The 21,725-nt window shown below is 72.0% G+C and carries 20 protein-coding genes; 8 read left to right on the forward strand and 12 right to left on the reverse strand.

Annotation, left to right across the window (positions count from 1 at the left end; genetic code table 11):
* Positions 1 to 43 precede the first annotated feature (43 nt).
* Positions 44 to 1,447, forward strand: a complete 1,404-nt coding sequence (locus tag ACZ62B_RS06565; RefSeq protein WP_469689364.1) for an FAD-dependent oxidoreductase — start codon at positions 44 to 46, stop codon at positions 1,445 to 1,447.
* 3 nt (positions 1,448 to 1,450) lie between these two features.
* Here ACZ62B_RS06565 and leuE read toward each other — a convergent pair whose 3' ends face one another.
* Both leuE and ACZ62B_RS06575 read right to left on the reverse strand, forming a co-directional pair.
* Positions 1,451 to 2,104: a leucine efflux protein LeuE gene (leuE, locus tag ACZ62B_RS06570; protein ID WP_344557614.1), complete on the reverse strand. Its 654-nt coding sequence runs from the start codon at positions 2,102 to 2,104 to the stop codon at positions 1,451 to 1,453.
* A 65-nt stretch (positions 2,105 to 2,169) separates the two neighbouring features.
* The gene (locus tag ACZ62B_RS06575; protein WP_344557616.1) at positions 2,170 to 3,750 is read right to left on the reverse strand and encodes an acyl-CoA mutase large subunit family protein; all 1,581 of its coding nucleotides are present in this window, start codon (positions 3,748 to 3,750) and stop codon (positions 2,170 to 2,172) included.
* Between the two features lie 307 nt (positions 3,751 to 4,057).
* Between ACZ62B_RS06575 and ACZ62B_RS06580 the strand changes: the two genes are divergently transcribed.
* On the forward strand, positions 4,058 to 4,924 hold the full coding sequence (locus tag ACZ62B_RS06580) for a L,D-transpeptidase family protein (RefSeq protein WP_344557618.1): 867 nt from the start codon (positions 4,058 to 4,060) through the stop codon (positions 4,922 to 4,924).
* A 200-nt stretch (positions 4,925 to 5,124) separates the two neighbouring features.
* Here ACZ62B_RS06580 and ACZ62B_RS06585 read toward each other — a convergent pair whose 3' ends face one another.
* The 6 genes from ACZ62B_RS06585 to ACZ62B_RS06610 form a co-directional block, all read right to left on the reverse strand.
* Entirely contained in the window at positions 5,125 to 6,201 is a 1,077-nt protein-coding gene (locus tag ACZ62B_RS06585) for a hypothetical protein (protein WP_468888005.1), read from the reverse strand.
* Positions 6,201 to 6,875 carry an RNA polymerase sigma factor gene (locus ACZ62B_RS06590; RefSeq protein WP_344557622.1) on the reverse strand — a complete coding sequence of 225 codons (675 nt, stop codon included), beginning with the start codon at positions 6,873 to 6,875 and terminating at the stop codon, positions 6,201 to 6,203. Before ACZ62B_RS06590 ends, ACZ62B_RS06585 begins: the two co-directional genes overlap by 1 nt.
* Positions 6,876 to 7,272: 397 nt before the next feature.
* Positions 7,273 to 8,142, reverse strand: coding sequence for a hypothetical protein (locus tag ACZ62B_RS06595; RefSeq protein ID WP_469689365.1), 870 nt, complete (start codon positions 8,140 to 8,142; stop codon positions 7,273 to 7,275).
* Between the two features lie 222 nt (positions 8,143 to 8,364).
* Positions 8,365 to 8,982 carry an RNA polymerase sigma factor gene (locus tag ACZ62B_RS06600; RefSeq protein ID WP_344557626.1) on the reverse strand — a complete coding sequence of 206 codons (618 nt, stop codon included), beginning with the start codon at positions 8,980 to 8,982 and terminating at the stop codon, positions 8,365 to 8,367.
* Positions 8,983 to 9,157: 175 nt separating this feature from the next.
* Positions 9,158 to 9,949 (reverse strand): DUF3152 domain-containing protein, encoded by a 792-nt coding sequence (locus tag ACZ62B_RS06605; RefSeq protein WP_468888001.1) that lies wholly within the window; start codon positions 9,947 to 9,949, stop codon positions 9,158 to 9,160.
* 307 nt (positions 9,950 to 10,256) lie between these two features.
* The gene (locus tag ACZ62B_RS06610; protein WP_344557628.1) at positions 10,257 to 10,688 is read right to left on the reverse strand and encodes a hypothetical protein; all 432 of its coding nucleotides are present in this window, start codon (positions 10,686 to 10,688) and stop codon (positions 10,257 to 10,259) included.
* Positions 10,689 to 10,973: 285 nt separating this feature from the next.
* Between ACZ62B_RS06610 and ACZ62B_RS06615 the strand changes: the two genes are divergently transcribed.
* Positions 10,974 to 13,688: an FG-GAP-like repeat-containing protein gene (locus ACZ62B_RS06615; RefSeq protein WP_469689366.1), complete on the forward strand. Its 2,715-nt coding sequence runs from the start codon at positions 10,974 to 10,976 to the stop codon at positions 13,686 to 13,688.
* Between the two features lie 83 nt (positions 13,689 to 13,771).
* On the opposite strand, the gene ACZ62B_RS06620 is transcribed toward ACZ62B_RS06615, so the two are convergent.
* From ACZ62B_RS06620 to ACZ62B_RS06635, 4 genes are all read right to left on the reverse strand, one after another.
* On the reverse strand, positions 13,772 to 14,167 hold the full coding sequence (locus ACZ62B_RS06620; protein WP_344557632.1) for a hypothetical protein: 396 nt from the start codon (positions 14,165 to 14,167) through the stop codon (positions 13,772 to 13,774).
* A gap of 65 nt (positions 14,168 to 14,232) precedes the next feature.
* The gene (locus ACZ62B_RS06625; RefSeq protein WP_344557634.1) at positions 14,233 to 14,793 is read right to left on the reverse strand and encodes a hypothetical protein; all 561 of its coding nucleotides are present in this window, start codon (positions 14,791 to 14,793) and stop codon (positions 14,233 to 14,235) included.
* 105 nt (positions 14,794 to 14,898) lie between these two features.
* Positions 14,899 to 15,405 (reverse strand): hypothetical protein, encoded by a 507-nt coding sequence (locus ACZ62B_RS06630; protein WP_344557636.1) that lies wholly within the window; start codon positions 15,403 to 15,405, stop codon positions 14,899 to 14,901.
* Positions 15,406 to 15,515: 110 nt separating this feature from the next.
* Entirely contained in the window at positions 15,516 to 17,132 is a 1,617-nt protein-coding gene (locus tag ACZ62B_RS06635) for a beta-N-acetylhexosaminidase (protein WP_469689390.1), read from the reverse strand.
* Positions 17,133 to 17,305: 173 nt separating this feature from the next.
* Between ACZ62B_RS06635 and ACZ62B_RS06640 the strand changes: the two genes are divergently transcribed.
* From ACZ62B_RS06640 to ACZ62B_RS06660, 5 genes are all read left to right on the forward strand, one after another.
* The gene (locus ACZ62B_RS06640; protein ID WP_344557637.1) at positions 17,306 to 17,899 is read left to right on the forward strand and encodes a 2-oxo-4-hydroxy-4-carboxy-5-ureidoimidazoline decarboxylase; all 594 of its coding nucleotides are present in this window, start codon (positions 17,306 to 17,308) and stop codon (positions 17,897 to 17,899) included.
* Positions 17,900 to 18,177: 278 nt separating this feature from the next.
* Complete coding sequence (gene sdhC, locus ACZ62B_RS06645) at positions 18,178 to 18,558, forward strand: succinate dehydrogenase, cytochrome b556 subunit (RefSeq protein WP_073932619.1); 381 nt, start codon at positions 18,178 to 18,180, stop codon at positions 18,556 to 18,558.
* 5 nt (positions 18,559 to 18,563) lie between these two features.
* Positions 18,564 to 19,046 carry a succinate dehydrogenase hydrophobic membrane anchor subunit gene (locus ACZ62B_RS06650; protein WP_344557640.1) on the forward strand — a complete coding sequence of 161 codons (483 nt, stop codon included), beginning with the start codon at positions 18,564 to 18,566 and terminating at the stop codon, positions 19,044 to 19,046.
* A 19-nt stretch (positions 19,047 to 19,065) separates the two neighbouring features.
* Entirely contained in the window at positions 19,066 to 20,820 is a 1,755-nt protein-coding gene (sdhA, locus tag ACZ62B_RS06655) for a succinate dehydrogenase flavoprotein subunit (RefSeq protein ID WP_344557650.1), read from the forward strand.
* Positions 20,820 to 21,599: a succinate dehydrogenase iron-sulfur subunit gene (locus ACZ62B_RS06660; protein ID WP_344557652.1), complete on the forward strand. Its 780-nt coding sequence runs from the start codon at positions 20,820 to 20,822 to the stop codon at positions 21,597 to 21,599. The genes sdhA and ACZ62B_RS06660 overlap by 1 nt, the downstream gene beginning before the upstream one ends.
* The last annotated feature ends 126 nt before the right edge of the window (positions 21,600 to 21,725 follow it).

A 21,725-nucleotide genomic window follows, 5' to 3' on the forward strand; every position in this document is an offset into this window, starting at 1 on the left:
GCTCACAGGGCAGGCCACTTAACACCGTTAAGGAGACTTGATCATGAGCGACACCCATGTGCTGATCGTGGGCGCCGGACCGACCGGCCTCACCCTCGGCATCGACCTGGCCCGGCGCGGGATCCCCGCGCTGGTGGTGGAGCGGGCGGACGGGCTGTTCCCCGGCTCGCGCGGCAAGGGGTTCCAGCCGCGCACCATGGAGGTCTTCGACGACCTGGGCGTGCTGGACGCGATCCACGCGGTGGGCGGCGGCTACCCGGTCGGCATGATCTGGCGGAACGGCGAGCGGCTCGGCGAGCACCACATGTCCGAACCGGCCGAGCCGAGCGAGGACTCGCCGTACAACGAGCCGTGGATGGTCCCGCAGTGGCGCACCCAGCGGATCCTGCTGGAGCGCCTGGAGGAGCTCGGCGGCAAGGTCGCCTTCGGCCGGGAGGTCACCGGCGTGGTCCAGGACCCGGAGGGCGTGACCGCGCACTTCGCCTCCGGTGGGCCGGTGCGCGCCCGGTGTCTCGTCGCGGCGGACGGGGGCCGTTCGGTGGTGCGCCGGGCGGTGGGCGTCGGCATGACCGGGGAGGAGGTGGATCCGTTCCCCACGCTGGTGGCGGACGTGCGGATCACCGGCCTGGACCGGGACAACTGGCACTTCTTCCCCCAGGGCGAGGGACCCGAGGACCTCCTGGCGATCTGCCCGCTGGCCGGGACGGAGGACTTCCAGCTGATGGCCCGGTTCGCGGAGGGCACGGAGGTGGACCTCTCCCTGGAGGGCGTACGGCAGGTCGTCGCCGCCCGTTCGCACCTCGCCGCCGAGGACGTCACGGAGGTCCGCTGGGCCTCGGACTTCCGTCCGCGGACCGCGCTCGCCGACCGGTTCCGGGTGGGCCGGGTCTTCCTCGCGGGCGACGCGGCGCACGTGCACTCCCCGGCCGGCGGCCAGGGCCTCAACACCAGCGTCCAGGACGCCTACAACCTGGGCTGGAAGCTGGGCGCGGTCCTGGGCGGCGGGGCGGAGGCGGCGCTGCTGGACACGTACGAGGAGGAGCGGCGCCCGATCGCCGCGCAGATGCTGGACCTGTCCACCAGCGTCCACCGGGGTGAGACACGGCGGGGCGGGGCCACCCGGCAACTGGACCTCGGCTACCCCGCGTCGACGCTCACCGAGGAGACGCGGATGGCGCCCGGACCGGTGCGCGCGGGCGACCGGGCCCCGGACGCCACGGTGAACGGCGTGCGCCTCTTCGACGCGTTCCGGGGGCCCCACTGGACCCTGCTGGCGCTGGGCACGGACGCCCCCGCGCCGCCCGCCGCCGTACGACTGGTGCACGGCCCGGCGCACGAGACCTACGGGGCCGGGCTGTTCCTCGTCCGTCCGGACGGCTATGTGGGCTGGGCGGGGGACACGCCGGCCGGGCTCCCGGAGTACCTGGCCCGGTTCGGCGGGCGCTGACCGCTACGCGCTCGCCAGGGACAGCTTCGCCGCGAAGCCCAGGAACAGGGCGCCGGCCGCCGAGGTGGCACCGGCCGCCAGCCGCCGCCTGCGCCGGAACGCGTCGGCCAGGCGGGTGCCGCCGAATATCAGCAGCGACAGGTAGAGGAAGCTGGCCGTCTGGAGCAGGGCGCCGAGGACGACGAAGGAGAGCGCGGGGTAGGCGTAACCGGGGTCGACGAACTGTACGAAGAAGGAGATCAGGAAGAGGATCGCCTTCGGGTTGAGCAGCGACACGACCAGCGCGCGGCGGTAGGGGCGCTCGTCGGCGGACGGGGCGGCGGGCGCCTCGGCCGGGTCCGTCGACTCGCCCCGCGCCTTCCACATGCTCCACGCCGAGCGCAGCATGCCGTACGCCATCCACGCCAGGTACGCGGCACCGGCGTACTTCACCACCAGGAACAGCAGCGGCGTCGTGGTGAGCACCGAGGCCGCGCCGAGCGCCGCCAGCGTCATCAGGACGGCGTCCCCGGTGAAGACACCGGCCGCCGCCGCATAGCCGGTGCGGACACCCTTGCGGGCGGCGACGGAGAGGACGTACAGGGAGTTGGGACCGGGCAGCAGGACGATGAGGACCAGTCCTGCCAGGTAGGTGGGGAGGTCGATGACGCCGAACATGGAGGGAGTGTCGCACGGGGGTACGACACTCCCTCCAAGGGGTCTCAGCCGGCGAGAACGGGTGTTCAGAAGGCGTCGCTCGGCACGTAGGTGCCCCAGACCTCGCGCAGGGCGTTGCAGACTTCGCCGATGGTGGCGCGGGCCTTGAGGGCGTCCTTCATCGGGTAGAGGACGTTGTCCTCGCCTTCGGCCGCCTTCTTCAGGGCGGTCAGGGCGGCGTCGACCGCCTGCTGGTCGCGTTCCGCGCGGAGTTTCGCCAGGCGTTCGGCCTGCTGGGCCTCGATGGCCGGGTCGACGCGCAGCGGCTCGTAGGGTTCCTCCGCGTCGAGCTGGAAGCGGTTGACGCCGACGACGACGCGCTCGCCGGAGTCGGTCTCCTGGGCGATGCGGTAGGCGGAGCGTTCGATCTCGTTCTTCTGGAAGCCGTGTTCGATGGCGTTGACGGCGCCGCCGAGGTCCTCGACCTTGCCCATCAGTTCCAGCGCCGCCGCCTCGACGTCGTCGGTCATCCTCTCGACGACGTAGGAGCCGGCGAACGGGTCGACGGTCGCGGTCACGTCCGTCTCGTAGGCGAGGACCTGCTGGGTGCGCAGCGCCAGCCGGGCGGACTTGTCGGTGGGCAGCGCGATGGCCTCGTCGAAGGAGTTGGTGTGCAGCGACTGGGTGCCGCCGAGCACCGCGCCCAGGCCCTGCACGGCGACGCGCACCAGGTTCACCTCCGGCTGCTGGGCGGTCAGCTGCACCCCGGCCGTCTGGGTGTGGAAGCGCAGCATCAGCGACTTGGGGTTCTTCGCGCCGAACTCCTCCTTCATCACCCGCGCCCAGATCCTGCGCGCCGCGCGGAACTTGGCGACCTCCTCCAGGATCGTGGTGCGGGCCACGAAGAAGAACGACAGGCGCGGGGCGAAGTCGTCCACGTCCATGCCGGCCGCGACCGCCGTGCGGACGTACTCGATGCCGTCCGCGAGGGTGAAGGCGATCTCCTGCGCGGGTGAGGCGCCCGCCTCGGCCATGTGGTAGCCGGAGATCGAGATCGTGTTCCACTTCGGGATCTCGGCCCGGCAGTACTTGAAGATGTCGGCGATCAGCCGCAGCGACGGCTTGGGCGGGAAGATGTAGGTGCCCCGCGCGATGTACTCCTTCAGCACGTCGTTCTGGATCGTGCCGGTGAGCTTGTCGGCCGGGACGCCCTGCTCCTCGGCGACCAGTTGGTAGAGGAGCAGGAGCAGGGCGGCGGGGGCGTTGATCGTCATCGACGTGGAGACCTTGTCCAGCGGGATGCCGCCGAACAGCACCCGCATGTCGTCCACCGAGTCGATGGCCACCCCCACCTTGCCGACCTCGCCGTGCGCGATGGGGGCGTCGGAGTCGTGGCCCATCTGGGTGGGCAGGTCGAAGGCGACCGACAGGCCCATCGTGCCGTTGGCGATCAGCTGCTGGTAGCGGGCGTTGGACTCCGTCGCCGTGCCGAAACCGGCGTACTGGCGCATCGTCCAGGGCCGGCCCGTGTACATCGTCGGGTACACGCCCCGGGTGAAGGGGTACGCCCCCGGCTCGCCCAGCCTCTCCGCCGGATCCCAGCCCTCGAGAGCCTCCGGCCCGTAGACCGGCTCGATGGGCAGACCGGACTCCGACTCGCGCGCCATGGTGTGATGCCTCCCGCTGAGCAGCGTTGCTCGATTCGCTCGCCCGGTACCCATAAGTTACTAGCCAGTACAGGCCGATCCTTCAACGGACTGTAGCGGTGCGCGTGCGGCCCGGTGGAGGGGCACACGCTGGGACCTTCCTCACAGCCGCGGTGGGACCCCGCTCACAGCACCACCTCGGCGGTCGCCTTCCGGTCAATCACCACCATGCCCCTTTGTTCGTCGGGGGTCACGTCCGGGGAACATCTCCGGTGACGGCCGGGCGCGGCCGGTGAGACGACGGGGGGCTGATGTGCGTAGTACGGGCATGGGGAGGAAGGGAATCACGGCCGTCGCGGCGCTGACGGCCCTGGCCGCGTCGGCGGGCGGTACGGCCGGCTGTACGGTGCAGCCCGCCGGGGCGGGCGGGGAGCACAGGTCGCCGGTGCGGATAGAGGTGCCGGGCCGGACGCCGTCCGCGTCGCCGTCCGCGCCGCCATCCCCGTCGCGGACTCCGGACGGCGACGGCGGGAAGTCCTCTCCTTCTCCCGGCGCCCCGGCACCGCGCGTGCTGTGGTCCCCCGGTGACTCCGGGCGCGACGTACGCGAACTCCAGGCCCGGCTGCGGCAGGTCGCCTGGATCTTCCACGGGCCGACGGGGACGTACGACGACCTGACGGCGGAGGCGGTCCGGGGCTTCCAGGGCAAGCGCGGACTGCCGAGGACCGGGGTGACCGACTCCGTCACCTGGCAGCGGCTGCTCGGCATGACGCGCGAGCCGGGCAAGTGGGAGCTGTATCTGATGGGCGGCCAGCCGGCCGACGCCCCCGACGCGCGCTGCCGGACCGGGCGGGTGCTGTGCATCAGCAAGACCAGTCGCACCCTGCGCTGGATGATCGACGGGCGGACGGTGTCGACGATGCCGGTGCGCTTCGGCTCCGAGTACACGCCGACCCGTGAGGGTGTCTTCCAGGTCTACTGGAAGTCCCGGCACCATGTGTCCACGCTCTACGACTCGCCCATGCCGTACGCCATGTTCTTCAGCGGCGGCCAGGCCGTGCACTTCTCGGCCGACTTCGCCGCGCGGGGATACGCCGGAGCCTCGCACGGCTGCGTCAACGTACGGGACGAGGCGGCGATCGCGCGGCTGTACGACCAGGTGCGCGACGGCGACAAGGTCGTCGTGCACTGGTGAGACGGGGCGCGGGCGGGACCGGGGGAACGTGTCCCGCCCGCGCCGAGGTGCACGAGCCGTGGGTACGGGGGGAACCCCGGCTCCGTGCGACAGCCGATGACCAGTCGGCTCACTCATTACTGCGCCACGAGGGTCGAAAGTGTCACACCTGCCGGGGAGGAAAGTTCAGCGCTCAATAAACGGGCAGGTCAGGGGCGGTGTCACGGGTTCTTCTCGCCGCCGTTTCCGTTGTCGCCGTTGTCGCCACCGTTTCCGTTGTCGTCCTTCTTGGCGTTGTTGCCGCCGTTGCCGTTGTCGGCACCGTTGCCCTGCCCGTGTCCCTGCCCCTGCCCGTGTCCCTGGCCCTGGCCCTGGCCCTGGCCCTGGCCATCGCTCCGACCGTTGGTCTTCCCGTTCCCGTTGCCGTTCCCGTTGCCGCTGCGGGCTCCCCCGTCGGCGCCGGTCGTACCGGACGCGCCGGAGGTGTCCGACGTGGACAGCACGTCCTCGCAGTACGTGCCGACGCGGGAGGAGCCGCCCGCCGCCTCCTCGAGGAGGTGCTCGCGCTCGCCGTTCAGCGCCTTGCCGTCGCGCCACGCGCGACAGGCCGCGGCGATCTGCTTGCCCCCGCGGCCGGAACGGACCGCGCCGTCACCGGTGTCCGCATCGGGCTTCCCCGGCGCACGGGACCCGTCGGCGTCCCCGCCGTCCTCGGCCGTACCGGCGGCACTCCCGGGATGCCGGCCCTCGGGCGTGGCTCCGCCCGGTGCGGCGCCCTCGGGCGGAGGGGACACCAGGGGGCGTTCGGGGTGCGTGGCGGTGGCCGTGACGGAGGCGGCCGGGTCGGAGCGGGAGCCGTCGGGCGGGGAGAGGACTCCGGTTCCGGCCAGGACCGCGACGCCCCCGGCCATGCCGGCGACCAGCGCGGCGGCCAGCCCGAGGCTCAGGGGACGCCCCCGTCGGGGTTCGTCCGCGGTTCCGGAACGATCACCGTGCGGGACGCCGATACGGACCGCCCCGATGTCGGAGGGGCGCGTTCCGGCGGGCCGGTCCCCACCATGGGCCGCCTCGGTCCGCCCCTCCCGCTCCTCGCGCGCCTTGCGGAAGGCGGCCAGGGCGGCCGCCTCTCCGGGGAGTTCCCCGCCGTCCGAAGGGGGTGGCACGGAGAGTGCGCGCAGTGTTCCGGCGAGCCGTCCGGCCTGGTCACGGGCGACGGGATCGGCAGTTTCCAGGGGCTCTCCGCTCAGTAAGCGCTCCGCGGTCCCGCGGTCCAGCCACCTGTGCTGCTCATCGGCCATCACATGTCCTTCTGTGTCCGCGTTCGCATCTGCGTCACACTCGCGGACGTCACCGTACGACGGCGTGGTTCTCTCTGGGGAGGAAGGGCGTCGAGCACCCCGGCGGATTCCGGTTGGGCTTCCGGATCGCCGCCGATCAGCTCGGCCAGACGCCTCAGACCCCGGTGCGCGGCCGTCCGTACGGCACCCGGTCGTTTGCCCAGTGTCTCGGCGGCGGACTTGGCGTCGAGGCCCACGACCACGCGCAGCACGACGGCCTCGGCCTGGTCCTGCGGCAGCCTGGATATGAGGGAGAACGCACCGTCGGTGGCCAGCGCCTCGATGGCCTCGCCCGCGGTGTCGGACTCGGCGGCCCGCCCGGTGAGCTCGGTCTCGTCGCCGCCGATCGCGGGGCGGCGTCCGCGCATGCGTATGTGGTCCAGCGCGCGGTTGCGGGCGATACGGGCGGCCCAGCCGCGGAACCGGTCCGCGTCGCCGGTGAAGCGTTCCAGGTCACGGGCGATCTGCAGCCACGCCTCGGACGTCACGTCCTCGGCGTCGGGCTCGCCGACCAACGTCCGTACGTATCCCAGCAGCCGCGGGTGCACGACGCGGTACACAGTCCGGAACGCGGTCTCGTCCCCGTCCTGTGCCGCACGCACCGCGGCGGTCAGCTCCGCGTCGTCCCCCAGCAAACGCGCGCGCCCTTCTGCGCCTAAACCGGCGCCGCTCTCGCGGACCGGGTTCTCGCCGTCGTGGTTGATCAATCAGTGGTTGCGGCCTCAGAGCCGCGGGCGGTTCGTGGTCATGTGTCCGTCGCGGCCTGGCGCGAAAGGCACGTTACGGCCTGAATCCTCTGCCCGTCCATGTCCGCCCAAGATGCAATTAACCCGTGACACAGGGGGTGTGACAGAAAACGCACCCATGGCGCTGTAGGAAGTACGGGTCGCCGCGCGGCCCGTGCCGCGCGACGGCCGGGGCCTCTCCTGTGGGGGGTGGCGGCTCCGGCCGTTGCCTCGGCGGCAGCGGCGCGAGCGCGCCGAGGTGCGCGGATTCTTCGTCTCCCCTGGTCACAGGGTTGCATGGAGTGCATTACGGACGCTTGGCGCCAGGGTCCCCAGGCTTCCCCGTGCTGCCGCCCGAGCCGTTGCCCGCAGTTCCGGAACCGCTCCCCGAGCCGTTGTCCGCTCCGCGCGTGGCGTTGTCGCTCCCGTTGCCCGAGGAGCCGTTTCCGGACCGGTCGGCCGAATTGTTGTCCTTCTTCTCGGGCGCCCCGGTGTTGACGGACGGCGCCCCGGCCCCGGTCCCCGCCGACTGCCCGGCGCAGTAGGCGTCGACGTTCGCCGCGCCGCCCGCCGCCTGTGTCAGCCGTTTCCAGGTCGCCGAGTCCAGCGCCTTGCCGCGCCCCCGCACCTGCTCGTAGGCGCGGCAGTGGGCCTCGGTGTCCCGGGCGGTCCCCGGACGGTCCGGGTCCGGCCGGTCACGTCCGGCGTCCGGGTCGGCCGAGCCGTCGGTGGACGGGCCGGTGGCGCCGGACGACGGGGTGTGGGTGCCCTTGCCGTCCTCCGCCGGGCCGTCCGTGGAGGAGTCCGTCACGCCGATGCCGGCGACCGCGACCCCGCTCAGGGTGAGACCGGCGACCAGCACGGAGAGCGTGGCCTTCAGCGAGTGGCGGCCGAACCGGCTCCGGCGGGTCCGCCAGTCGTCCCGGCGCCGGGTGCGCGCGCCGTGCGCCCCCGACTCCCGGGCGGCCAGGAACGCGGTGACGGCCCGCTGCTCGGCCTCGGCGTCCACGCCGCGGCGGATCAGCGCGCCGGCGAGCAGCGCCTCCAGGTCGGCGTCGTCGACGACCCGGCGCCCGCCCGTGACGGAGTCCGAGCCGCCGGCCCCGGGCGGCGCGCCCCTCTCAGGGTGCACACGCCGACGGCCGGCCGGCCCGCCGTCGTTCTGCCGTTCACCCATGTCCGTTCCCGTTCCTGCTCGTTCCACTTGATACCCACGCTCGGCCCGCCACGCCCGTGTGGACCGGCCGCACAAGCGGTACCGCCCGGACCGACGGATACGTTCCGCATGTCCGGCCTGTTCAGCCTGCGGCCCTCGGGGGCCGTCGTGGGCCGCCGGGTGCGGCCGGCCCGGGCCGGCCGCCGTCGCGCCGCCCGCCGTGTCCGCCGTCCCGGCCGACGTTCATGTCGACTCACCCAGCGTCCGCGAGGCCTCATCCGTCACACTCTCGACGCCGAGCTGCTTCGCCAAACGTTTCAGCCCCCGGTACGCGGCCGTCCGTACCGCGCCCGGCCGCTTGCCGAGGACGCGGGCGGCGGCGGGGCCGTCGAGGCCGACGACCACCCGCAGCAGCACGGCCTCGGCCTGGTCGCGCGGCAGCCCGCCGACCAGTTCGAGGGCGTACTCGGTGGACATGGCCTCCATGGCCTGGTCGTAGGTGCTGTGTGGTCCGGGCAGGTCCAGGACGTCCTGTTCCAGCGTGGAGGGCCGGGGCCGTACCCGCTGCCGGCGCAGGTGGTCCAGCGCCCGGTGCCGGGCGATGGTCGCCGTCCAGCCCCGGAACCCGGCCCCGTCGCCCTTGAACCTCCCCAGGTCGCGGGCTATCTCCAGCCAGGCGTCCGACATCACGTCCTCGGCGTCGTCCCCGACGAGCCCGCGCACATAGGCGAGCAGGCCGGGCTGTACGAGCCGGTAGGCCACGGCGAAGGCGGCCTCGTCGCCCTTCTGGGCCCGCGCGACGGCCGCGCCCAGTTCCCCGTCGTACGCCTGTGCGCGGCGGGGTTCCCCTCCGTGGCCCAAGAACTGTCCTCGTCCGTACCGAGCGCGTAGCGCACCGCTATCGCTTGATGTGAGCACGTCCGGCAGCGCCCACACCCCCACGGTCATCAGCGTCCGGCGCCACGAAAGTGTCACAGCTCGTCACACGCCTCGTGCGGCACACACGCGGGCGCGCCGGTCCGCCCCGGCCCCGACGTCAGGGAACGGCGGGGCCGCCCAGATAGGTGCCGTCCCGGTCGTACGGCCAGGCGTTGGCGACACAGCCCTTCAGTCCCTTGATCTGCTGCATCATCGCGGGGGCCGGGCGTCCGGGCCCCGGGCAGGTCTCGTGGCCGTGTCCGATGCGGTGGCCGACCTCGTGGTTGACGATCAGCGCGCGGTACTCGCCGATCGGTCCGTCGAACTGGGGCGAGCCCAGCACCCACCGCTTGAGGTTGACCACCACGTCCGTGCCCACGCTGCAGTTGACCTCACCGCGCGTCAGCAGGCCCGCGGCACCACAGATCTTGTCCGTGGTGCCGGGCGTGGCGATCTTCACGACGAAGTCGTACGAGCCCGAGCTGACGAGCTGGAAGGAGTTCACCCCGTCGCGGGTCCAGCCCCTGCGGTCGGCGAGGACGTCGGAGACCTCGGCCGCGGCCGCGCTCGCCGACACGTCGATGCCGTCCTCGACCAGCACCTTGTAGCGCCGCATCCGGCCGCCCGTACCGACGACGCTGCCGTCCGCCTGCGCGGTGGTGAAGGTGCCGGGGCCGGTGGCCGGGATGTCGATGACGGTGGACGAGGGGGAGGCGGAGGCGGACGCGGACGCGCCGGCGGACGGGGAGGTGGAGGGGTCGGGGCTTTCGGAGGCGCGGGGAGTCCGCTCCGCGCGGGGCTGCGCGGTGCCGCCCTCCAGCATGTCCCCCGCGTCCACGGGCGCCTCGTCCGCCACGGATGCGTGCCGGTCCTGGTAGTAGGCCACGGCGGCGCCCGAGGCGACCATCACGACGGCGAAGGCCAGCCCGGCCGGCGCGGTCCGGGTCCAGCGCGGCCCGCCGGCACGGGACCGGCCCCGGCCGGACCGGCGCCCCGGTCCACCGCTCGCCCGTCCGGACCGCTCCCCGCGCCCGTGCCGCTCCCCCCGCTCCCCGTGTCCGTGCCGCTCCCCCCGTTCAAACCGTTCCCCGCGTACGGGCCGCTCCCCGCGTCCGTGGCGTTCCCCCCGTCCGGACCGTTCCCCCCGTCCATGTCGTTCCTCGCGTCCGTCGCGCTTCCCCACGATGGGAATCCCCCATGTCTTTCCGTGTCGATGGTCAGGCGGCGGTCCCCCTGGCCCGCCCGTGCAACACCAGGTAGAAGGTCCCCAGCGACTCCTGCGGGCCGCCCGCCTCGAACCGGTTGTGCACCTTGCCGACCGGGTTCCAGATCCGGCCGTCGGGCATCCGGACCCCGACCGGCTGCCCGAAGTACGCGCGCTGCCGCTCGTCGAGGTCCACCCACGCCCCGCCCGCACGGCGCACGAGCACCTCTCCGACGTAGGCGCCGAGGTCGAACAGCGTGTCGTGCGCCCGCTCGCGGTCCGCCCCGCCCTTGCGGAGCCCGTCGACCAGGGCGTCGACCAGGCGCAGGCTGGCCACGGAGTAGTCCAGCGGAAGCCGGCCGCGGGCGGTCGCACGGGCGACGAAGGCCGCCGCGTACGACCGCATCCGCCCCGCATCCGGTATCCACTCGTCTGCCGCCTCCATACGACACCGCCCCTCAACTCGCCCCACTGGGGCAGTCGTTCGAATTCTCCTTGAAACCAAGCGGAAGCCGGGCCGTGATCATCACGTGTCGCGGACGTGGCGATCACCACACGGTCAACTCACAGGGCGCATACAACCTTTCGGCTTCTCGTACGTCCGCGAGGCTCCTGGGGGGACGCACGGGCCCGGTGACGCCACGTGTGACGTTTGACCCGCGCTCGGCGCTGGATGAGTGCCACCTGTGGGACAGGTGGTGTCCATGTGCTTTTTCTAGGGGTGGGGTAGTTGAGTCCACGCAGGACCCATGCGTACAAGCCGCTCGGCCTGAAACGGCGGGCCTGGCTGACCGTCGGCGCAGTCGTGCTCAGTGGCGCGGGTGTCGTCACGTACGCGGTGGCCGATCCGTCGTCCGCGCCGGCCGACCCGCGTGAGGAGGCCCGCGAGCCGAGCGTCCACACGCTGGAGCTGGAGAACCGGGGCGGGGGCCGCCGGGGTCTCGACCGGCAGGAGACGGAGCGCTTCAGCGCGGTGCTGGTGACCTGGGACAACCCGGAGGCGGACGCCAAGGGCACGCCCGAGGTGCGCACCCGGGACCTGGAGACCGGCAAGTGGTCCGGCTGGCAGGAGCTGGAGGACGAGCCGAACCAGGCCGACGGCGCGGAGGGCGAGCGGGCGGCGACCCGCGGCGGCACGGCGTCGCTGTGGACCGACGACGCCGACGGCGTCGAGGTGCGCGTGGTGAACGCCGACGGCACCCAGGTGGGCGGTCAGCCTGCCGGCATGGACGTCAAGCTCCTCGACCCGGGCACGGACCCCGAGGGCGCGCCGACGGTCGCGGACATGGAGCCGGCCGCGTTCCTGGCGGAGACCACGGCGCCGGTGACCACGGAGCCGGCGCCGACGGAGACACAGACCACCGGGACGCCGACGGAGCCGGCCGCCCCGGAGACGGCCACCCCCGCGGACACGACGTCCGCGGAACCGACCGGCACCCCGCCGGAGACGGCGGCCACGGACACCACGTCCCCCGAGCCGACGCCCACCGTCCCCGAGCCCCGCCCGTCGACGGTCGTGAAGCCGCCGGTCATCACGCAGGCCGAGTGGGGCGCGTCCACGGACTACGACGGCACGCCGAGCTACGGCACCGACATCAAGGCCGCCGTCATCCACCACACCGGCGTCGACAGCGACAACAGCGTCTCCTGCGCCGACTCGCGGGCCCGGATGCGCTCCATCCAGCAGGAGCACTTCGCCCGCGGCTACTACGACATCGGCTACAACTTCGTCGTCGACCGCTGCGGTCAGATCTTCGAGGGCCGCAGCGGCGGCATGGACCTGCCGGTGGTCGGCGCGCACGACATCGGCTTCAACACCGACACGCTCGGCATCTCGTACATAGGCAACTTCGAGAGCGCCCACCCGAGCCGGGCCGCGCTGGACTCGATCGCGCGGGTCGTCGCCTGGAAGTTCGGCATGTACGGCATCGACCCGACCGGCAAGGTCACGCTGACCTCCGGTTCGGAGGCCGGCGACAGCGGCAACAAGATCGACAAGGGTGAGTCGGTCACCCTGCCGCGGGTCTTCGGCCACCGGGACACCAACTACACGGCCTGCCCCGGCGAGAACCTGTACCCGAAGCTGTCCCGGATCGCCTCGCTCGCCAAGACCCCGGGCATCTCGCACGCCCTGGCCACCTCGGACCACAACCGGGACGGCCTCGCCGACCTGGTCGCCGGCACTCCGAAGGCCTCGGGCGGCGGCAGCGTGACGGTGGTCCCGGGCGGTAAGAACGGCCCGGTCACCTCCGCGAAGAAGACGATCACCCAGAGCAGCGCCGGCGTCCCCGGCTCCAACGAGTCCGGTGACGGCTTCGGCACCTCCACCGCCTGGGGCGACGTCAACGGCGACGGGTACGCCGACCTCGTGATCGGCATCCCCGGCGAGGACGACACCACCGGCGACGCCGACCGCGGCGGCGTCGCGGTGATGTACGGACCGGAGCTGGACACCGGCTTCTCGTACGGCACGACGGGTGTCACGGAGACCGGCGCCAGGTTCGGCACCACGGTCGCCGTCGGCGACTTCAACGGTGACGGCAAGGCGGACGTGTTCGCGGCCGGCACCGGAGGGGGCGGCAACTGGAACGCCCGTCACACCGACGGCACCACCGAGTACGGCACGCTCACCAGCGCCACGGGCGCCGTCTCCTACCTGGACGCCGCGAGCGGCGACTTCAACCGGGACGGCTACGCGGACATCGCCCTCAACTACCGCGACACCGGCGGCATCGGCCGCATCCTCCGCTTCGCGGGCTCCGCGTCCGGCCTGACCAAGGCCGGCGTCATCTCCGTCAAGGGCGGACGCTCCGTCGCCGCGGGCGACTTCGACAACAACGGCTACGACGACATCGTCATCGGCCAGCCGGTGGCCGCCGAGTCCAGCGGTACGACGCCGGGCGGGCGGATCGTCATGGTGCTGGGCACGTCGGCCGGGTTCACCACCACCGGCATGAGGACCATCCACCAGGACACCTCCGGCGTCCCCGGCGCCAACGAGTCCGGTGACGAGCTGGGCACCTCGGTGTCGGCCGGCGACTTCAACCGCGACGGCTACGCGGACGCCCTGGTCGGCGCCCCCCGCGAGGACCTCACCAGTGGCGGCACCAACCGCAAGGACGCGGGCCAGTCGATCCTGTTCCGCGGCAGCTCCTCCGGCCTGACCGGCTCGGGCGCGATCGGCGTCTCCCAGGACACCCCCGGCATCGGGGGCGCCGCGGAGTCCGGTGACCTGTTCGGTTCCGCGGTGTCCCTGACGGACCTGTCCGGCTACGGCCGCGCGGACCTGACGATCGGCGGCGCGGGCGAGGACACGTCGGACGGCACGATCCTGTACCTGCCGAGCAACAGCTCGGGCCTCGGCTACGGCGACTCGTACCTCTTCGGCAAGGGCACCCTCGGCCTGGCGGCGGACGTGCGGATCGGGCAGACGCTGACGCCGTAACGCCGCATCACCGGTACGACGACGGCCGGGGTCCCGCGCGCCATGCGGGGCCCCGGCCGTCGTCGTACCGGACGGCACGGCCGTCAGGTCCGTGCCGTCCCGTCCGACGCGTCGCGGCACAGCAGGCGGAGGGAGCCGTCGCCCGTGTAGCAGCGGCGGGCCTCGTCGATGGGGTCCCAGAGGTGACCGTCGGGGGTGCGGACCCAGTGGTCGCCGCCGGAGGACCACCACTCGCCGCCGGTCTGACGGGCTATCACCTCGCCGGCGTAGGCGCCGAATCCGCGCAGCACCAGTTCCACGGCGGCGAACGGGGCCTCCTCCTGGCGTATGTCCTCGATCACCCGGTCGACGCTCCACAGACTGCGCGCCGAGTAGTCGAGGCGCAGCCGTGCCCCTTCGCGCATCGCCGCCACCGCGTCCGCCGCCCAGCGGACCGGCTTGGTCGCGGCCGAGGGCCTGGTCTCCTGCTGTGTGGTCACAGTCGTCGCAGTCGTCACATCCTGGTAAGCGCTTCAGCGAACCGTTTCGTCACCGGCGTGCGGCCCTAGGTGTCCCTGCGGCTGCGGCGGGAGACCGCGGCGCGCAATACCCGGCGCCCCTCCGTCGAGACCTCGAGGGCTCCGCGCAGGCCCCCCGGGCCGTGGGCGGCGAGGAGCTCCAGGACCGTGAGCTGGCGGCGCAGTTCGGCGGCGAGCAGCGGTGACAGGCCGTCGGGGCGGCCGTCACGGCGGGCGTCGGCGAGGCCGGAGTCGTCTTCGGCGGCGCCGTCCAGCAGCCGGTGGATCCGCAGCGCGGCGACGGAGCAGTCGTCGGCCCACTCCCGCAGCCCGGCGGCGGACCGCTCCGCGGGGGCGCCGGCGAGCATCCGGTGCGCGAGCGCGACGGCCTCGTCCGCGCCGTCGGCCGCCGCGTCCAGCGTGCCGCGGGCCTGCTCCAGCCGCTGCGCCCAGTCACCGGCGGGCGCGGCCTGAGCGAGGCTCGCCCACAGCGGCCGCAGCACCTCGTCACCGCCGCCCAGCAGCGGCACGCACCGATCCAAACAAGCCAACCCGCTCACGGCCAGCCCGCGCTCGTCGGCCCGTGCGATCAGTTCCACCAGGCTCATCCACGCCTCCTCAAGGAATGCTCGCGGGCCCCGGCGAGGCCCTCACGTGCCCCATCCCTCACGGAGCCCGCATTTCCCCTTACTGCGTGCGACGGGCCCGGAGTGTCACAGGGGCACCACACCGAGCCGGTCGAGCAGACGGAAGAAGAGGTTTTCGGCCATCGGGTCGGGGTCGGCGGTCAGCACCTCGGCCAGGTCCTCGGCGGAGGCGGTGCGCCCCGCCTCCTCGGCCCAGAAGACGGCCCGTTCGGCGGCGTCGGAGGGATCCAGGAAGTAGTCCTCCAGCGTGAGCCCCTCCCGCTGGCCCTCCAGGTAACCGGCCATGTGGGCCCGCGCCAGACAGGTCGTCCACGCCCCGCTCTCCGGTGACGCCGCCTCCACCACCACGCAGTCGCTGTCCATGACGTATCCGAACAGCGCGGGCGCCCCGGTCTCCCGGGCCAGGTCGTTCATGTTCCCGATGTCGCCCTGGCCGCCCGGGTACTCCCACACCTGCCAGCCGTCGGGCGCCGAGGTGTGCAGGGTCATGCCCCCGGCCGCACCGGCCAGCGTGTCCAGCTCGGCGAGCGGCCGCTCCCCGCGGCCCACGACGAAATACCCCCAGTAGCCCATGTGCCGGTGTTCCCCCGCTGTGTCGGTTCTCCGTCCTGTCCAGAACACCACCACAGTCGTACGGGGGTTCGCAGCCGTATGCGGCAATCCGCCCCCGTGACGGGGAGCCGTCAGTCCAGCTCGCCCGCCAGGTCCCGGAACTCCGCCCACGACAGCTCCGGCTCGTCCGGGTCCCACAGCTTCTGGACGGTCGCCGCCAGCGGCAGCCGGATCCCGTCCGCGACCTGGTCCTGGGTCTGGGCCCCGGGGATGTCGCCCCAGACGGCGAAGGACCCGCCGAGGATCTGGTCGTCGTACCGCTCGGGGACGGCGGTGGTGCCGCGCAGCACCAGCGGCGTCCACTGCTCGTAGATCCGCTCCCCCGTCGGGTAGACGAAGGTCAGGGGCTCCCCGAGCACGTAGTAGAGGAACTCGTCGTTGTAGTTGACGACCTCGCGGCCCTCGCTCAGGTACTCCGCGGGCTGCCGGGCGCCGATCTCCTTGCCGGTCCAGTAGGCGACCCGGATGTCCTCGGCCGCCCGCACGGAGCCGCCCCGGAAGAAGCCGTCGTTCCACGCGCGGGGCGTGCGGTCGTGGGCGCGGACCGTGGCCGCCCGGTCGTTGAGCCAGCCGGTGGTCAGGTCCTCCACGGTCGCGCCGGAGCCGTACTTCTCCCGCGCGGCGGCGGCGAGGCCCGGGAACGACGCCTCGGGGTCGGACACCACCAGCGCCTGGTACTCGTCGCCGCCCAGGTGCCACTGCCCGCCCGGGAAGAGCCCGGCGTACTCGTTCAGCAGGTCGTCGACGATCTCGGCGGCCCCGGCCTCGGAGATGTCGATCGCGCCGCGCACCGCGCGGCCGTTCGCGTCGCGCAGTTGCAGGTCCGGGTGGGCGGCGAGGACCGCGCCGAGGTGTCCGGGCGAGTCGATCTCGGGGACGACGGTGATGTGCCGGCTCTCCGCGAGGTCGACGATCCTCTCGACCTGTGCCTTGGTGAGGTGGTCCGCCGAGACGATCTCCGGGTGCGAGTCGGACTCGATGCGGAAGCCCTGGTCGTCGGAGAAGTGCAGGCCGATCTCGTTGAACTTCAGATCGCCCAGCTCGCGGATCCGGTCCTCGATCCAGCCGGCGTCGTAGTGCTTGCGCGCGATGTCCAGCATCAGCCCGCGCCGCTGCTTGGCGGGCTCGTCGCGCACCACGCCCTCGGGGGCGGTCTTGGCCCCCTCGATCTCCTGCTTGAGCGTGCGGGTGCCGTAGAACACGCCCGGCTCACCGGGGGCGCTCACGGTCACGCTCCCGCCCCGCACGGTCATCGTGTACGACTCCGGGTTCGCGCCCCCGTCCCGGTTCAGCTCCAGCCGCAGGTCCCCGGCCCGCCGGTCGTCCTTCTCCCCCGCGTACGCCAGTCCCAGCTCGCCGGCTATCAGGCGCCCCTCGTCGGCCAGCGCGGGGTCGTCCACGACCACCCGGTGGTCCTTCGCGGGACGCCAGCCCGGACCGCGCTCCGCGGTGTGGTCGCGTACGGCGGGTATGGTGCGCGGCGCCTCGGACAAGGGGTACGTGCGGCCGGGGCTCGGGCTCCCGCCCGGTGTCGTCCCGGCGGCCTCGTCGGAACCGGCGGCGGGGGTCCCGGCGGAGGACGCCGCCGTCGAGCCCGCGGGCGAGCCGTCGTCGTCCGAGGCCGCCCAGAGTCCGAGACCCACGCCGGACGCGGCCACCAGCGCGCCCGCGGCGACGGCCGTGACCAGCACCCGTCGCCGGTGCTGCCTGGGTTGCCGGTGCTGCCCGTGCTGCCTGTGCTGACTCACCCAGCCAACGTACGACCCGAACGAGTGAAGGGTGTCGACGAGCCGTTCTCAAACTCTGCCGTCCGGGTGAATTCGGGGTACCGATCGGACACGTCTCGGACTCACTCGATAACGTGACGTCACAACTCTCACAGCATCTTCCACCGACACACACGCGACGCCCACGAGGACCCACGCTGCCTGCGCACCGTCTCCCAGACCTCCCCGGCCGAGTCGCCATACCCGGACAGTCCCGCGGCGCGCCCGGCACCACGCCCGCGCTGGAGCGGTTCAACACCGCTCCCGCCGAGGACGCCGAGCGCGCCCTCCTGACCTGCCTGCGCAGCCTGCGCTGGGCCCTGCGCCTCTCCGGCCACCGCCCCTACCCCGACCTGCCGTCCCTCCTGGCGGCCTCCGACGAGGCGACGTACGACCTCTCCTCCAAGGAACTGGCGGAGGCCCTGGCCGCCGAACCCCGCCCCGCCCTCCCCGACGACACCTACTCCGCCGCCCACACGGCCCTGACCGCGGCCCACACGGCGTACGAGACCAAGTTCGGCCACGCCTTCGTCATCTGCCTGGACGGGGTCCCCGAGGAAGAGGCCCTGGACCGGGTCCTGACGGACATCCGGTCACGTTTGGCGAACGATCCGGACGAGGAACGAGCGGTGGCGGCGGAAGAACTCCGCCGACTGGCACGGGGCAGACTGGTGAACACGCTCAGGTGAACGCCCTCAGGGGCGCGGGACCGTGACGATCTGCGGCTCCGCCGCGTGGGCGCGACCGGCCGCGACGGCGCCGCACCCGGCACACAACCGGATACTCCACCCCAGATGCCACCCCGGTAGCCCGTAAGCGTGCCAGTTTGATCACACCGGCAGGCCCCCTGCAAACACCACAGGCATCCGTCGCTAACATGCTGGGGGCCGGTGGACCGTACCCGGCCGGGCCCGACCGACAAGGAAAGCCGGCGCGGCCCCGAACCCCGCTCCCGGAGGAAACTTCCGTGCCGGCTGGAACGCTGTACCGCGGCCGGGAAGGAATGTGGTCCTGGGTGGCTCACCGAGTCACCGGCGTCCTCATCTTCTTCTTCCTGTTCGTTCACGTGCTGGACACCGCTCTCGTGCGGGTGTCCCCCGAGGCCTACGACACCGTCGTGGCCACGTACAAGACGCCGATCGTCGCGCTGCTGGAGTACGGCCTCGTCGCCGCCATCCTGTTCCACGCGCTCAACGGCCTGCGTGTCATCGCCGTCGACTTCTGGGCCAAGGGCGCCCGCTACCAGAAGCAGATGCTCTGGACCGTCGTCGCCATCTGGGTCGTGCTGATGCTCGGGGCGATCTACCCCGTCCTCGGCCACGCCGCTCGTGAACTGTTCGGGAGCTGACGCCCATGTCCACGACTGAAACCTCCGCCTCGGGCATCGGCCCCGTCGAGGGCGCCTCGCTCTACTCCGTCGACAACCCGGCGCCGGTCATCGAGCCCCCGCGCAAGCGGACGAAGAAGACCCCGAAGTCCACCCGGGGCAACTTCGAGCTGGCCGCCTGGCTGTTCATGCGCCTGTCCGGCGTCGTCCTGGTCGTCCTCGTCATCGGCCACCTGCTGATCCAGCTCGTGCTGGACGGCGGCGTCTCCAAGATCGGCTTCGCCTTCGTGGCCGGCCGCTGGGCCTCGCCGTTCTGGCAGGTCTGGGACCTGCTGATGCTGTGGCTGGCGATGCTGCACGGCGCCAACGGTCTGCGCACGGTCATCAACGACTACGCGGAGCGGCCGAACACCCGGCTGTGGCTCAAGGGCCTGCTCTACACCGCCACGGTGTTCACCATCCTGCTGGGCACGCTGGTGATCTTCACCTTCGACCCGAACATCCGCTAGGCACGGGGCTGCGAAACTCATGAAGGTACACAAGTACGACACCGTCATCGTCGGCGCCGGCGGCGCGGGCATGCGCGCGGCCATCGAGTCGACGAAGCGCAGCCGCACGGCCGTCCTGACGAAGCTCTACCCCACCCGCTCCCACACGGGCGCCGCGCAGGGCGGCATGGCCGCCGCGCTGGCCAACGTGGAGGAGGACAACTGGGAGTGGCACACCTTCGACACGGTCAAGGGCGGTGACTACCTGGTCGACCAGGACGCCGCCGAGATCCTGGCGAAGGAGGCCATCGACTCCGTCCTCGACCTGGAGAAGATGGGCCTGCCGTTCAACCGGACCCCGAACGGCACCATCGACCAGCGCCGCTTCGGCGGTCACAGCCGCAACCACGGCGAGGCCCCGGTCCGCCGCTCCTGCTACGCGGCCGACCGCACCGGTCACATGATCCTCCAGACGCTGTACCAGAACTGCGTCAAGGAGGGCGTGGAGTTCTTCAACGAGTTCTACGTCCTGGACCAGCTCATCACCGAGGTCGACGGCGTCAAGAAGTCGGCCGGTGTGGTCGCGTACGAGCTGGCGACCGGTGAGATCCACGTCTTCCAGGCGAAGTCCGTGATCTACGCCTCCGGCGGCACCGGCAAGTTCTTCAAGGTGACGTCGAACGCGCACACGCTCACCGGTGACGGCCAGGCGGCCGTGTACCGGCGCGGGCTGCCGCTGGAGGACATGGAGTTCTTCCAGTTCCACCCGACCGGCATCTGGCGCATGGGCATCCTGCTGACGGAGGGCGCCCGCGGTGAGGGCGGCATCCTCCGCAACAAGGACGGCGAGCGCTTCATGGAGAAGTACGCGCCGGTCATGAAGGACCTCGCCTCGCGTGACGTCGTCTCGCGCTCCATCTACACGGAGATCCGCGAGGGCCGCGGCTGCGGTCCCGAGGGCGACCACGTCTACCTGGACCTCACGCACCTCCCGCCGGAGCAGCTCGACGCCAAGCTGCCCGACATCACGGAGTTCGCGCGGACGTACCTCGGCATCGAGCCGTACACGGACCCGATCCCGATCCAGCCCACCGCGCACTACGCGATGGGCGGCATCCCGACCAACGTCGAGGGTGAGGTCCTGGCGGACAACACCACCGTCGTGCCGGGCCTGTACGCGGCCGGCGAGGTCGCCTGCGTGTCCGTGCACGGCGCCAACCGGCTGGGCACCAACTCGCTGCTGGACATCAACGTGTTCGGCAAGCGGGCCGGTATCGCGGCGGCGGACTACTCCCAGAAGGCCGACTTCGTCGAGCTGCCGGAGAACCCGGAGTCCTTCGTCGTCGAGCAGATCGAGCGGCTGCGGTCCTCCACCGGCAACGAGCGGGTGGCCACCATCCGCCGTGAGCTGCAGGAGACCATGGACGCCAACGTCATGGTGTTCCGCACCGAGCAGACGATCAAGACGGCGGTCGAGAAGATCGCCGAGCTGCGCGAGCGCTACAAGAACGTCGCCATCCAGGACAAGGGCAAGCGGTTCAACACGGACCTGCTGGAAGCGATCGAGCTGGGCAACCTGCTGGACCTCGCCGAGGTCATGGCGGTGTCCGCCCTCGCCCGCAAGGAGTCCCGCGGCGGTCACTACCGCGAGGACTACCCGAACCGCGACGACGTCAACTTCATGCGCCACACGATGGCGTACCGCGAGGTCGGCGCCGACGGCACCGAGACCGTCCGTCTGGACTACAAGCCGGTCGTCCAGACCCGCTACCAGCCGATGGAGCGTAAGTACTGATGGCTACCCCTGTTCTGGACAAGGCGGACGCGGCCGGTTCCCCCGAGCCCGGTTTCGCCGACTCCCCGTACATCACCGTCACGATGCGGATCCGCCGGTTCAACCCGGAGGTCGCGGCCGAGGCGGTCTGGGAAGACTTCCAGCTGGAGATCGACCCGAAGGAGCGCGTCCTCGACGCGCTGCACAAGATCAAGTGGGATCTGGACGGCACGCTGACCTTCCGCCGTTCCTGCGCCCACGGCATCTGCGGCTCCGACGCCATGCGGATCAACGGCAAGAACCGCCTGGCGTGCAAGACGCTGATCAAGGACATCAACCCCGAGAAGCCGATCACGGTCGAGGCCATCAAGGGCCTGACGGTCCTCAAGGACCTGGTCGTGGACATGGAGCCGTTCTTCCAGGCGTACCGGGACGTGATGCCCTTCCTGATCACGAAGGAGACCAACGAGCCGACGCGCGAGCGGCTGCAGTCCGCCGAGGACCGCGAGCGCTTCGACGACACGACCAAGTGCATCCTGTGCGCCGCGTGCACGTCCTCGTGCCCGGTGTTCTGGAACGACGGGCAGTACTTCGGCCCGGCGGCCATCGTCAACGCGCACCGCTTCATCTTCGACTCGCGTGACGAGGCCGGCGAGCAGCGCCTGGAGATCCTCAACGACCGCGACGGCGTCTGGCGCTGCCGCACGACCTTCAACTGCACGGACGCCTGCCCGCGCGGCATCGAGGTCACGAAGGCGATCGCCGAAGTGAAGCGCGCGCTGATCACGCGCCGCTACTGAGGCACGTCGTCCGCTCAGGTCCGTGAGGGCCCCGTCTCCGCTGGAGACGGGGCCCTCTGGCATATGCCACACGTTCGGGTGAACGGGCCTGAGACGGACGTGAGGGCGCCCTCCGCCCTACGATGA

This window comes from Streptomyces sp. NPDC053426, assembly GCF_055585405.1.